This is a genomic window from Flagellimonas spongiicola (assembly GCF_023502425.1).
Classification (GTDB): Bacteria; Bacteroidota; Bacteroidia; order Flavobacteriales; family Flavobacteriaceae; genus Flagellimonas; species Flagellimonas spongiicola.
In genome coordinates this window covers 978,272-992,069 of record NZ_JAMFMA010000001.1, presented here as the reverse complement: position 1 = coordinate 992,069, position 13,798 = coordinate 978,272, and the positions used below count along the sequence as shown (strand labels likewise).

Sequence of the window (13,798 nt, the reverse complement as noted above, 5' to 3'; positions counted from 1 at the left end):
CAACTTTGAATGGGTGAAAAAAACCATTGAAGAAAATGATGCAGGTTATCAATTGGTCATAGACCAAAAAGGACTTACTGCGTACGAAAATCATAATGAAAAGTTCATTGGTCAAATAAATGCCTCAGATAATTTAAATGATTGTGCCCAATTAATTAACGAGTGGTTTGGTTTCTTTCGGTCTGGACATATCGGACTTCAAATTGTTCGTCAACCATCTGGGCAATCCGAGGATAATCAAAAAATCATTGAGCAATTCAATACTTGGGAAAAACTGGCTATTAACTTGGATGCCTTTAAGTCACGATTAGAAGCCAAGCCTGCCATTGACCTTGAGGGTATTTGGAGTGCGGCCTATTACAAATTTGGAATAAAAAAAGTGGGCAAAGAATATATAGGCTTTATTATTCAAGGAGATGGTGCTTATTGGACTAAGGGTCAAGTAAAGTTTAAAATCAAAGAAGATGGCTCTGCTGTATATTATATGCGAGACCATTCAGCACGGCACTTTGATCAGGTTGACTTTTTGGGCAAAAACTACCTTCAAATGGGTTTTGTAAACTTAAAAAGAGACTTTCCCATAGTAGAATCTGACCCCATATTAAAACGGCATTTCAAGGCAATAACAGCACAGGACCCTTATTTTGAGTTGATTGACCAAAAGACTTCTCTGTTGCGGATACCAAGTTTCTTGGGTTCTGAAAAAAGCAAAATTGATAATGTACTAAATGCGAACCTTGAACATATTATCAATACTCCAAATTTGATTATTGACATAAGAAACAACGGAGGTGGAAGTGATTCGAGTTTTTATGAATTACTGCCCATTTTATACACCAATCCTATTAGCACGGTTCAAATGGAATACCTATCAACACCCCTAAATAATCAGAGAATGTTGGACTTCATAAATAACAAAGAGTATGGTTTTACGGATGAACAAAAGAAGTGGGCCCAGAATTCATACACTAAGTTATCAGAACATCTTGGTGAATTTGTTTTGCTGGATGAACATGCAACAACAGAAACAACATTTGATGCAATAGAGAACTACCCCAAAAATATTGGGATTTTAATTCACGAGTACAATGGAAGTACAGCGGAAGAATTTTTATTGGCCGCCAAGCAGAGTACAAAGGTGAAATTATTTGGAACCAATACTGCCGGTGTACTTGATATTTCAAATATGTATTATGTCAACTCTCCATGTAATGAATTTCAGCTGGGATACAGTTTAACAAGAAGCATGAGAATACCAGAAATGGCAATTGATGGTAATGGCATTCAACCTGATTTTTATATGGATCAAAGAATTCCCGAACATGAATGGATAAAGCATGTAACCGAAATATTAAACACTAAAAATTAAGTCATACTGCTTTTATTCCAATTCATGTAATTTCAATACTCCCAGCACTAATAAGTAGTCATTTCTTTGATAAATGCGTTTGCATCGTCTTCTGCAATTAATCCTTAAATTTCAGAAAGAAAGCGTATGAACAACATCGGTTACATTTGGACCTTGGTTTTACTACTGTTTTGCCTCGTAGCCTGCAATCGTCAAAACCGAACTGCCAATGTTGAGGTCAAGACGAAAACGACAGTAGATAGGTACAGTGTCATTTTAATGGGCGGGCAGTCCAATATGGTGGGGCAAGGAAAAGTAGCGGACTTGGACAGCTTGAATTTCCCCAATGTTATCTACTATGACTTTGGGCTAAGTGCCGGTTTACAGCAGGAACCCAAAAAATTCGGCCCTGAAGTAGGACTTTCTAAAATACTACAAGAAGACTTTCCGAATAAAAAATTCATACTCATCAAGTATGCCATAGGCGGGTCTTCGCTATTGGACTGGTCACCTAATTACGATCCAGAAAAAGCGAAAGTCACTGGTCATCCAGAATTTGGAAATATGTATAAGCGATTTCTAAAGCTCACGGATAGCTTAACCGGTGGGAATCAGGTGAAAATTGAGGCCGTACTTTGGATGCAAGGAGAACGTGATGCTCGAATCCCAGAAGCGGGCAATGATTATTATACTAATTTCAAGACGCTGATTACATCCCTGAGAAAAGACGTAAACCGTCCGGAAGTGCCCTTTTTATTTGGAAAGGTAAATCCGCCAGCAGACCGCTATCCCGCATTGGATACCGTTGTCACTGCGCAATTACGAATTAGTCAAGAACTACCCAATACCTATCTCATACACACCGATGGGTTGGAGAAGTGGGAAGATAAGGTGCATTACTCCTCAAAAGGACAACTAGAATTAGGAACAAGATTTGCAACGAAACTTAAAGTATTATTACAGCAATAAATGCTTTATCATGGCTTTTAAGAACCTCAACATCATCATTTGCGTACTAATCGGTTTCGCTACTTTCGGTCAGGATACATTAGCTATGAAAGAGGTCTACATAGACAATGACCTTGTTTATAAAATGAACGGTGAGCGGCTTACCGGAGTGGCACAAAGTATACGTAAAAACGGCCACCTTGTTTATGAAGAAATCTATAATGATGGCGTGGTACGCTCCAGCAACCTTTATTTTAACGGTAAGGAAAAAATCATCTCCGACCAGACCATTTACCAAAGGTATAAGCCATGGGTGTTGTCCAAGGAAATTCAATACAACCTAAAGGGCGAAGTCATTGAAACAGTGGATTACGATGAATATGGTATTAAAAAACTGGTCAAACGTTTTGAGAACGGTGAATTGAGTTACTACGGTGAGTACAATGGTAAAAAGAAACACGGAAAAGAGTATTGCTTTACAGATGAAGGTGAAAAACTGGAATTTGAATATATAAACGGGAAACAACAGAAAAAAGAATTGCCCTAATGAGACGCTACATTCTTATCTCCTTGATCATTCTTGGTTTTGTGATACATAGTTGTGCTTCCGCCAAAAAAGCACAGGAGTTGGATCAAGAAACCATAGCGCTATTCGATTGGATACTACAACATCATGCGCAGAATAGGATCTACCTCAAAACCACGGTGAAGGATGCATATGAACCACAGTTATCCAACTATATCAATCTAGAAAACGGCATATTAGGGGAGTGTTTTGGTCAAACCTACGATAACTTCAACTTAAGATCAGAAGAATTAAGACACCTTAAGAAAGAGTTTCAACAACAGGTTGTCATCAAGCTTGCGAAATTGAACCTTAAAAACAGCCATAGATTAACACGGAATAAAAAGGATTCAAGTACCTTATTTGTGTCCAAACCGGTTTTACTGCGAAACAACCAATATGCTATTTATTATTTAGCAGATAACTCTAGTTCTGAATTTAGAATTCTGCAAAAGACACCAAGTGGTTGGGAGTTTTACGCTGCCTGCTCCAATTGGTTTTCGGATTGAACGTAAACCAAAGTTTTTTTCCTTGATTTCCATTATTATAAATGGAAATTGTAGTTTAGTTACAAGCCACTTCACACTAAACATTGACCACAGATGAAATTCTTTCGAAAAATTAGACAGGAATTCCTTTTTAAAGGAAAAACCCTCAAATACCTAAAATATGCCTTAGGTGAAATCATTCTTGTTGTTATTGGTATTCTTATCGCGTTACAGATCAATAACTGGAATGAGGATAAGCAATTGAAACAGGAAGAACTCAAAACCCTGAAAAGTCTGCAGGAATCTATTAAAATCAATAAAGGTGAGCTGGCTACCACCCTAAACGCCCAAATTGATCGGAACCAAAGTTTACAAGAAGTTCTATTTTCAGAAATCAAAAATCGGCCCGTGAGGCAATTGGATTCCTTGATTACCGCCAATGTGGGGAATCATACCTTTGATCCTTCCACGGGGATATACAACGCCATGATCAACTCCGGCAAAATTGAATTGATTTCCAACGAGACCATTAAAAACCGCATTTCAAAACTCTATGACCAAGTAAGGGATTATCAGGAAAGTGAAGATGAAATCACCGATTATACCAAAGCGCATCTGGAACCCTATTTTATTGACAACTATTTTATAGAACCTGCGGTACTGGTCCAATTACGTGATCGAACACCGGAAGAAACAAAGAAGGACCGAGAGTTTTATGGCAAAGTATTCAGCTCTACTACCGTAAAGAACATGTATATCTTATTGTTGTATAAGATGGGTGAGGTCATCAAAAAAGGACAGAAATTGCTAGCGGAATACAATAGTCTAGTTGAGGAATTGGAAACGGAATTAGCAGATTTCAGTTAAATCACCTCTTTTCAAATAATTATAAATATGGTTGCTCAAATGCGTAACAAGTAACATTGATTCTCGTCCAACGGATAATCAAAAAACCTAACATTGAAAAAGCTATTTGCATTTGCCATTACACAAGACCTAGATGAGAAAAAATCAACACGTTGGCCAACAGCCATTTCCATTCTCGTTCTATTTATTATAGGTTCCATACTTAATATTCCGTTTAGTCGGGAATTAAGAAGGCTAAAAATCGAGGCTGGTATACCAGATGTTATATTGAGTCCGTCTATTTGGGATGATTTACCCAACTATTTGATCAGTAGCACCATTCTAGGTGTTATTCTTGTGTTCGTGGGTCTTTGGATTTCGGCAAGAGCAAATTTGGGCGCTCCCCTTATCTCCCGTATGTATTCCAGTACCTCAGTAAAAGGAATGATTTCATGGAAAGTGATATTCCAAAGTATGGTATTGGGCGCAGGTGCCGCACTTATACTATTGGCATTGTTTGAATTGCAAAAATGGCTATATCCCGTGGAACATATTTTACCTCGACCTGATAAACCGTTTTACGCTGTAGTTGCATTTTCCGCGGGAATCACAGAGGAAATTATGTTTCGACTTGGTCTTATGAGTTTGATAGTTGTTCTTATACAAACCGCTAAGAACCATATAAGCCCAACCAACAGCACCATTTGGATCGCTATTTTACTATCTGGAGTATTTTTTGGGTTAATTCACCTTCCGCTATCAAAGAACTTTGTGAATCCGGCGCCTTTTACCATTGCGGTTACCATGATCGGTAATTTAATTACCGGAACTATTTTTGGATGGATTTATTGGAAAAGAGGATTATTAGTTGCAATTCTCACTCATATTACATTTGACTTGGTATTTCATGTACTGGGGAGTCCTTATGCTTAAGTGATTAGCCCTGGGAAGTTCGATAGGTAATCAACGTTTTGAGCCGTATCTTTGCACTGTGGAAATAGGAAAGCGTATCATTCTTTTTGACGGGGTATGTAACCTCTGTAATGGTGCTGTACAGTTTATCATTAAGAAAGATAAAAAGGATCTATTTCGCTATGCAGCATTGCAGAGCGAAATCGGCGAAAAACTTATTGCAGAACGTGGTATTGACACTTCCAAAGTCGATTCCATAATCCTAATAGAACCAGGTGTTGCTTACTTTGTAAAATCCGATGCTGCCTTGAAAATTGGACAAAGTTTTGGTGGTTTATGGAAGGGGTTGGCGCTGTTCACTTGGATCCCAAAAGTCTTCCGTGATGTCATTTATGATCTTGTTGCCAAAAACCGTTACCGTTGGTTTGGGCGAAAAGATGCCTGCATGATTCCAACACCAGAATTACAAGCCAAGTTTTTGGGTTGATTCCTTAAAGAATATTCGTATTCAAGGTACCCGTACTATCCGAGAAACTTTCAGATTCTATTCCAAGACGATTCAACATATTGACAAAAAGATTGCACATAGGCTCTTCATCAAATTTTTGATACGAACCATGATTTATGCCCATCTTGGAACCACCCGCTAACACCAACGGATAATTGATGGCATTATGTGTGGTACTGCATGCACTTCCATAGAGCACCATAGTGTTTTCCAACAATGAACCATGCTCATCATGCGTGTTTTTCATTCGATCTAAGAAGTATGAATACTGCTTGGACAGCCATTGGTCGTACCTACCCCACTCCTCCCAGTGACCGGTGGTCAAATCATGACTAATCGTATGGTGTCCTTTGCTCAGTCCCAAGGCCAGTTTTGGGAAGTTCTCCCCTAATCCTAAACCATCTTCCCTAGCAATCATATAAGTCATTACACGAGTAAGGTCAACCTGCATTCCCAATACCATCAAATCAAAAGTGGTTCTTATATAGGCCTCTGGGTCTACCTTTACATCAGCATTGAAATTCAAGTGACTTGCATCAAAATCCTTCATTGGGATATTCAGCCATTGTTCATTACGCTTAACTTGGTCTTCTACAGAACTCAATGAAGTCAGGTACTCATCCATCTTAGCTTTGTCGTGTTGCCCTAACCTGCGGTGCAGGCGTTTACTATCCTCCAAAATCAGGTCTACGATTTTTTTATCTTGTTGGATACTCTTACGTCTGGCTTCTGTAGTTCCCCCTGCTCCTGGAGCAAAATAGCGTTCAAATATCTCACGGTGCCGATGCTCGGTTGGGATGGGTTTACCCGAGAGATCAAAAGACAAGGTTGAAACCCTGGATTTGTATCCAATTCCACCGTCCGTGGATAAGGCCAAATAGGGATAGCGTGTGTGTTTGCCAAACTTCTGGGCGACCACTTGATCTAGAGAAATACTGTTCATATACTCTGCACCGCGTACATCTCCGCCAGTAAGCCAAGTATCTCCAGCTAAATGCCCTAGTAATGCACGACTTTTCGGGTGGCTCAATCCGCCAAGGATTGATAAGTCTTCCCGATGGGACTCCAGTGGTTTCAAAGTTTGGGTAAATTGGTAGTCCTTGCCTTCACCAATTGGAAACCAGCTCCATTTTTTATGGTAGTGACTTTCTTCTGGAGGTAACCCTACCCCATTAGGAAAGTACACAAAACACAGACGCTTCATTGCAGATTCCGGACTACTGGGTTTGAATACAGTTCCCATACCCATTGCTTCCATGTACGGAATGGTGCAGGTAACGCCCAAACCTTTTAAAAAGGTTCTTCGGTCCAGGTGCCATGATTTTCTAGCCATAACTTATGTTTTAAAGATCTCCAATAAATGATTTGCTGGTAATGATATGTTCAAATACAGATTGAAATCGATAACCATCCGCTCTGATATCAGCAACTATCGATTCAATTTCGGGTTCATCCACAAAGGTGACATCCCGGCCCATAGCATATGAGAATAAATGTTTTACCAATGATCTTGTAAAGTCATCAAGTTTTTCATTTAGAATATACGCTTTTATTTCGTCAACACCATCAACTACCTGACCGTCTGGAAGTTCTGTTTTGGTATCGATAGGGTTTCCGTTATGTGCGACTGTCTGATAAAGTCCTACAGCATTGTAATTCTCAAAGACAATCCCATAAGGATCTATTTTGGCATGACAGTCCATGCAGGACACCTTATTTCGATGCAGGAACAATTGTTCTTTTAAGGTCAGTTTTTCAAATCCCGGGGTCTCAGGATCCAATTCCGGAACATTTGGCGGAGGGTCTGGCGGGCGATCTCCCAGTATTTTGGAACGCAACCATACGGCACGTTTTATGGCATGTGCTTGGGTACCATCAGAATGCCCACTCAAAAACGAACCTTGGGACAATAGTCCGCCTCGTTTGGAGTTTGGTGGTAGTGCCACTGGTCTAAAATGGTTGCCTTTTACCCCTTCGATGCCGTAGAATTCGGCCAAGTTTTGGTTTAACATTGCAAAATCCGACTCTATCAGATTTCCTAAGTACATATTGCAATTGAGTACATAATGTACAAATTGATAGGTTTCTTCGGTCATATCACGCTTTACAAAACGTGTATATGCCTCATATTCGTTTACGTTGGCACTCATCGTCTCATGACGATCCATACGTAACCATTCTTTTGAAAAGTTACGGACCATGGCCCATACCTTATCATCTTGCAACATGCGTTGCAACTGTCTCTTCAGCTCCTTTTTTCGATGTAGTTTGCCACGATCAGCAAGTGTTAAGAGTTCCTCATCCGGTGGTGAATCCCATAAAAAATAGGATAAGCGCGATGCTAAAAAATACTCGCGTTCATCATCTGAAGTTCCTTCTTCTGGTTCTGCCAAATAAAGAAAGTTAGGGGAGCATAAAATGGCAACCAAGACCTCTTTTACACCAGCCTCATAGGAAACGTACTCATTCCGTATAGCGCGCCAAAATTCCATGTACGTTTCCACTTCACCTTTATCCAGTGGTCTACGAAAAGCCTTTTCCATAAAATTGGCAAGAACTTGTTGCGTATATACTTCCTTGTTGGATTTTTCCTCCGATGCTATGAAAATAGCGCTATGACTTGTCGGTGGCCAAACGGGATGATAAGGTGCCTCAAATTCAATCTCATGTACCAGTAATGGAGGGCCAGAATCCCGATTATCTTTCACCAAATAATCGTTCCAGACGCCCATGCCCATTATATTGGCCAAAATTTCGGTTTCTAAGGTGTCAATTACCGGAATAGGCAAATCTTCCAATCTACCGCTGAATATATATTGTTTTGGTTGGTCGGTATTGACAACATTCCTGTAGTCGTCAAAGTTTTTGTAGTCGATACCATCATCGGTTCGCGTTCCCGCGAACACGCGCATTATGGGAGCAGCCAAATCGTATTTCTTTTTGCTTTCCGCTTCTTCATTATCCAATTGAAGTGCTACGGGATGGTCATCAGGAAAAGGGGTAATGATTAACTCACCCAGGCCAACAAAAAAGCGCCCGCCAATCTCAATAGCATGTTCCCCTTCTTCCAAATAAGCCATGGTCAAGGGTGTTATCATATCCAAAGACCCATCTTCAGGTTGCTGTAAATGCAGTCGTTCCTGAATTTGGAATTGATCCAAACGCATATTAATGGAAGGCATCCCGTCTTGCGCGGCATACGGATGTGTGAAATCGATTTGGTAATAGCCGGTTTTAGGCGCAGTAAATGTAGCTTTCGCGTAACTGTAATTGGTCAAATCCTCCGAGGCAAGGTATTTACCACGGTAAACCATATTTTGTCGATTCGTAAATTTCCGAGCTTGCAGGTGAATGGTGGATTGCATGTTTTCAGCAGGTACTGTCCGTCTTAAACTAATAAGTCCTTCTTTTTTCACATGCTCGTGGTAGCCCTTGGAAGCCTTCACCCGAAACTCAAAATCACCATCCATGGGAAAATAATCCTTGACTAAAAGTTTCAAGTTGGGTGAAGGTCCCTGCCACGATTTTGGACTAACTTCTTTATGAGGCAAGGCGGAGTAAAGGATAACACCATCTTCTACCACTTCATACCGATCTGAATGTGAACCGCGCATGCCAACGCCTATATTCTTTTTTACTTCTGTATAATAAGCCTCTTCCAAACTGTCTTTTGGTTGCATAGGTAAACCATCAGCATCTAGAATGTCCACAATAAAATCATTGGAATTGATAGGTGCACTTTGATATCCCCCAATCATGGCAGAAGGCAATTCCTCCCCGATTCCCAATCCAAATTGAACCCGATAATGGGTGGATTTAGGTTTTTCAGTTGTTACGATGGCCTTGTCCAACGCTTCCCTGGCTATTTTTTTATAGTAGTCGATATGCAATGGTGAAATCTGTAGCTCATGTCCGTTGTTACTAAATCCCATTTCAGATTTTTCGTCATCGGGTAGAACATCACCAAAATCCATTTTAATTTGCAACAGCTCCTGAAGCGAATTGGTGTATTGCTTTTTGGTCAACCTTCGAATTACGGCCGCCTGACTTGATTTTTTTATTTTGATGGCATGTTGCACCGTCGCTGTAATCCAATCCACTAATAACCGGCGTTCCTCATCTGATAGTTGTTCTTCCTCTTCCGGAGGCATCTCGCCACTGTTGATCATATCCAACATAGCCCGCCACGCAAAAGCATCCGGCCCTTTGATCAAATCCGGGTTGAGCTCATCTATACGCAATCCCGCTTTTTGCTCCTCTGGCCCATGACATTCAACACAGTATTTTTTTAAGACCGGTTGTATGTTATCGGTATAACTATAACTTTCAAGGGTTTTGTTGACCTTTGAATTGTTCATGGCCACCAGACCTTTAAGTTCATATGGGTCATCCCCAAAAAAAGTGCGTACGCTTTCCGGAAGGCTTTTGGTAAGATAATCCGTGCCATGGGTCAAAGACCCTCCATAATGCCCGGCTATACTTAACACGATAACATTTATTGTTAAGGTGCATTGATAAAGTGAAAATTTCCCAATAGATTGATTATTTCCCAGCCTATCAAGCACATACAACCAAACACATAGTATTGCTGTGGCTACACCAAACCATTTATGCAGCACAAAGGCATCACTACCATATGATCCCGAACCGGCTAATAGGACACCGGCTATTACAGCAAGAAATGCAGAGCCGATGATGAACTTTAAGATTACACCGCGAATTTGGGCCATCTGGGATTTTGGAATTAAAAATTCCAGAATGAACAAACACAAGAGCGAACCAATTGGTAAATGAACCACTAATGGGTGGAATTTGCCAAATAAGTCCAATAGCCAGAAATTTACACTAGGAATTGGAATCATTGGTGCAACCAGCAACAATAGTGTGCCAATAGTTGCTTGAATTACCAATTTTTTGTCGCTCATGCGTTATTGTTCTTTATGATGAAGTTTGGTGGTTACGCTTTCCAATAACATTTGGAAAGGGTTTTACACAAAATTAAAATATCGGTATTCCAGAAAACACCTAAGAATTTGCATGAATCGATACTAAAATTGCCCGATATTGAAGAATTTGTGGATTTATGTGTTAAAATGCAAAGTAATGCGTATTCCGGCTTTCAATAAATTGAGGTAAACTTGTGAAAGGGAAAGTAAAAGCTACTACTTTAAATTATTCAGAATAAAATCCAATGTGGGATTGGTATTTAGTTTCTGCTGGAAAGACAAACTTTTATGGGCTATGGGTGCTGCCAACCCTTTGGTTCTTAAATAGCGAATCATTTCCTCATCTGCTAGAGCAACCTTACCAGACAAGAGCATATCCAAGCTTTCTTCGTTTTGATACCGCTTGTAGATCTTGCGTAATCCGCTTAGGTATAATCGGTCCTTGGTAAATCCACCCCCACGATGCGCCCTTAATGTGATACTAAAAGCTTCATCCCTATTCAATTTATATTGCCCGTGAATCAAATCAAAAGTATCAGCGAAAGAGTAACCTTTGATCAAACTGTCTGCGGCCAACACACGATAGGCCAATTCCTTTAATCGTTTAAGGGTCAATGCTCCACCCATGTATTCGCTAAAAACCGCCAAGCCTTCTTGGGTTTCCACATTCTTGGGTAATCCATTTGAAAATATTTTTAAAGGCTGTAACTGGCCATTGAATGTAGTAACCAAATGAATGCCTATCTCATGGTTTGCAAGGGTTAACAGTTGATTCTTACTGAACTTTATATGCTTTTTGATCAGCAGCGACTGTGAACTATTACTGACCATAGCCTCTGCAGCTATATGTGTTGAGAATTTTATGTTCAGCGGAAAATCGTAATGCTTTGCGTAGTCTTCAAAATAGTCTCGCGCTTCTTCAGCAGTATAGACTTTCTCCATATCCAAGGAAGCTGGCTCATCCTCAAAGTGCAAAATATATCTTGCATTCTGAACGTCGCGCTCCATTGGAGTTCCATAAACACGTAGTGAGTTGTAATAGAATTTTCGCCCCTTTCCAATTGTCTCAATGCATTGAATCATATTGGAATAGTGATAAATCACTTCTTGATACAACTGGCGTATCTTTTCATCTTTAATTCGCTCTAGGCGTTGCGAATAGAATAGACGATGCAGCTTGTATGGATCAAACTTGAGTTTTGGGTACTTAAAATTAGGCTCTGCGGTGTATTTAGAAGAAAAAAAACGCTGTTTTTCCTTTTCAATGTTCAAAGGGTTGATGTAACTCAACAATTCAATCCTTCGTACCAAACGATCAAGGTTGGCATCAATCTCAAACAGATGGCCATATTCCTTATCAAGTTCCCCTATTTGCGCTGACTCGATCATATTCTTGATGACTGAAACTCCTCTACCATTATTGGAATCAATGATTTTAATTGTGTTTCCACAGATCTAACCACCTCCGGATAGATTATTCCGGTACTTTCGTCGCAATAGATTTTGGAAATTTCGGTCGCCAAAACTAAGGTATTTCCAAAGTTCTCGGTAATATATTTTAAAAAATAGCCCTTTCCATGGAACGTATCATTGAGTTTGGCCTGATTGTCAATTCCATTTGGGAGTTGAATGCCATCCAATTTATCCCTCCAACTTTCTACTAGACCACCGTATCTGTCCATATCTATATTAATAGTACCCAAATTCCATGCGGGCACAGGTCGATCCCATCGTTTCCAATTGTAGCTATGCATATCAAAAACAATGGCTTTTCCAAATTCGGATTCTATTTTACGAACCAATGCTTGTACTACTCTGTAGAAATTTGCATGTTTCTTTAAACTGTACTCCTTTTCAGTTTCGGGCAATGGTGTTCGCCACAATTGTTTTCCCCAAGCAGTATCAAAAATGGCAGTTTGTGGTTCTCGGTTTAAATCATATTCAAACCTGCTGTCACATCCTGCCAAAACTATGGGGAAACTTTGTACCATTTCTTTGGTACACGGATCCTCTTCGTACCAACGGTCGAATTCGCTATGCAGACAATTGTCCCATAAGGATTTTCTGAATTGATGTCCATCATGAACCGCCCCACAGATAAAAGGTACATATGATGAAATTTTTAAGGTAAACGCATAATCCTCTGAAACCGTCTCGAAGCACGTTCCGGTTTCAATATGTTGTAGTATTTCATCAATGGATAATCTAAGCATTCTCTACCTCACTGCGTAATCGTGATCTTCTATCAAAGGCTTGAAGCTTGTCCAAAACCTTACTTTCAACAAAATCAATGACCTTGCATTGGATTTTGGTTTTGTATACCTTGTTCATATAAGTTATTCCGCCTGGCGACATTACATTTACCTCAACAAGTTTTCCGCCAATCACATCAATTCCAACAAAATACAAACCATCATTAACCAACTTGGGCCCTATTTGCTTGCAAAGCGCTTTTTCTTCCTTGGTCAGTGTGTGTTTAGCAACCGACCCTCCTGCTGAGACGTTGGAGCGATGATCATCCGAACCTGGGATTCGCCGCATCGCACCTATGGGTTCACCATTCAAAATCAAAACTCTAATATCACCCTGATCTGCACCTTCAATATACTCCTGAAGGATAACATAATTGGAGGTGCCATCTGAATTGGTCACATAAAAATCCAACAAGGATTTGATATTGGACATGGCAGATTTCTCAATAAGAATGACCCCAGAACCCCCAAATCCATTCAAAGGTTTCAGAATCATTTTATCAGCAGAAGATTCCTTTATTTGCTGTACGAGATACCTTTTGTTTTTGGAAACGTGGGTAACTGGAATTATGTTGCTATGGCTGTCCCCAAAGGCTGCCGTATACAGTTTGTTGTTCGCTTCCCGTAGCCCTTGTAAAGAATTCATGATAAAGACGTCATCCTTTACTGAATCCAAAAAGTTCAGCATCAAGGGGTCCAAAGGTGGGTTAGCTCTCATAAATATGACATCAAAACCAGCCAACGGCAACATTTCCTCGCGAATTGAGGCTTGCTTATAAAAGGTTTTCAGGTTACTGGAAACCTTGTCCATTCTATTGATAACGGTGCAAAAAGCACTGGTAACGCTGTTTCTTATAGTCAGATTAGCCGGTGTACATAATGCCACCCCATGTTTTCGCTTCACACATTCATGAATCAATGCTAAACTTGTGTCGTTTTCGGGATCAATTTCATCCCATGGATACATCAAAAAACATATGTTCAT

Annotated in this window: 12 protein-coding genes; 7 read left to right on the top strand and 5 right to left on the bottom strand. The window is 40.0% G+C overall.

All coding sequences use genetic code 11. The features are described 5' to 3' along the window. The first annotated feature begins 13 nt into the window (after nt 1-13). The 7 genes from M3P19_RS04640 (at nt 14) to M3P19_RS04610 (ending at nt 5,594) form a co-directional block, all read left to right on the top strand. Entirely contained in the window at nt 14-1,369 is a 1,356-nt protein-coding gene (locus tag M3P19_RS04640; protein WP_249656460.1) for a S41 family peptidase, read from the top strand. A gap of 126 nt (nt 1,370-1,495) precedes the next feature. Beyond that, nucleotides 1,496-2,317, top strand: a complete 822-nt coding sequence (locus M3P19_RS04635; protein ID WP_249656459.1) for a sialate O-acetylesterase — start codon at nt 1,496-1,498, stop codon at nt 2,315-2,317. 10 nt (nt 2,318-2,327) lie between these two features. Then, a complete protein-coding gene (locus tag M3P19_RS04630; protein WP_249656458.1) occupies nt 2,328-2,843 on the top strand; it encodes a hypothetical protein in 516 nt (171 codons plus the stop codon). Further along, on the top strand, nt 2,843-3,370 hold the full coding sequence (locus M3P19_RS04625; protein ID WP_249656457.1) for a hypothetical protein: 528 nt from the start codon (nt 2,843-2,845) through the stop codon (nt 3,368-3,370). The genes M3P19_RS04630 and M3P19_RS04625 overlap by 1 nt, the downstream gene beginning before the upstream one ends. 93 nt (nt 3,371-3,463) lie before the next feature. Continuing rightward, a complete protein-coding gene (locus M3P19_RS04620) occupies nt 3,464-4,216 on the top strand; it encodes a DUF6090 family protein (RefSeq protein ID WP_249656456.1) in 753 nt (250 codons plus the stop codon). A 93-nt stretch (nt 4,217-4,309) separates the two neighbouring features. Continuing rightward, nucleotides 4,310-5,128 (top strand): CPBP family intramembrane glutamic endopeptidase, encoded by an 819-nt coding sequence (locus tag M3P19_RS04615; protein ID WP_249656455.1) that lies wholly within the window; start codon nt 4,310-4,312, stop codon nt 5,126-5,128. A gap of 58 nt (nt 5,129-5,186) precedes the next feature. Then, the gene (locus M3P19_RS04610; RefSeq protein WP_249656454.1) at nt 5,187-5,594 is read left to right on the top strand and encodes a thiol-disulfide oxidoreductase DCC family protein; all 408 of its coding nucleotides are present in this window, start codon (nt 5,187-5,189) and stop codon (nt 5,592-5,594) included. A gap of 4 nt (nt 5,595-5,598) precedes the next feature. On the opposite strand, the gene M3P19_RS04605 is transcribed toward M3P19_RS04610, so the two are convergent. The 5 genes from M3P19_RS04605 to gshB form a co-directional block, all read right to left on the bottom strand. Further along, a complete protein-coding gene (locus M3P19_RS04605; RefSeq protein WP_249656453.1) occupies nt 5,599-6,948 on the bottom strand; it encodes a DUF1552 domain-containing protein in 1,350 nt (449 codons plus the stop codon). A gap of 10 nt (nt 6,949-6,958) precedes the next feature. Beyond that, nucleotides 6,959-10,540 (bottom strand): DUF1592 domain-containing protein, encoded by a 3,582-nt coding sequence (locus M3P19_RS04600; RefSeq protein ID WP_249656452.1) that lies wholly within the window; start codon nt 10,538-10,540, stop codon nt 6,959-6,961. 237 nt (nt 10,541-10,777) lie between these two features. Further along, nucleotides 10,778-11,950 carry a flavohemoglobin expression-modulating QEGLA motif protein gene (locus M3P19_RS04595; protein WP_249656451.1) on the bottom strand — a complete coding sequence of 391 codons (1,173 nt, stop codon included), beginning with the start codon at nt 11,948-11,950 and terminating at the stop codon, nt 10,778-10,780. Beyond that, nucleotides 11,947-12,774: an N-formylglutamate amidohydrolase gene (locus M3P19_RS04590; RefSeq protein WP_249656450.1), complete on the bottom strand. Its 828-nt coding sequence runs from the start codon at nt 12,772-12,774 to the stop codon at nt 11,947-11,949. The genes M3P19_RS04595 and M3P19_RS04590 overlap by 4 nt, the downstream gene beginning before the upstream one ends. Further along, nucleotides 12,767-13,798: a glutathione synthase gene (gene gshB, locus M3P19_RS04585; RefSeq protein ID WP_249656449.1), complete on the bottom strand. Its 1,032-nt coding sequence runs from the start codon at nt 13,796-13,798 to the stop codon at nt 12,767-12,769. The genes M3P19_RS04590 and gshB overlap by 8 nt, the downstream gene beginning before the upstream one ends.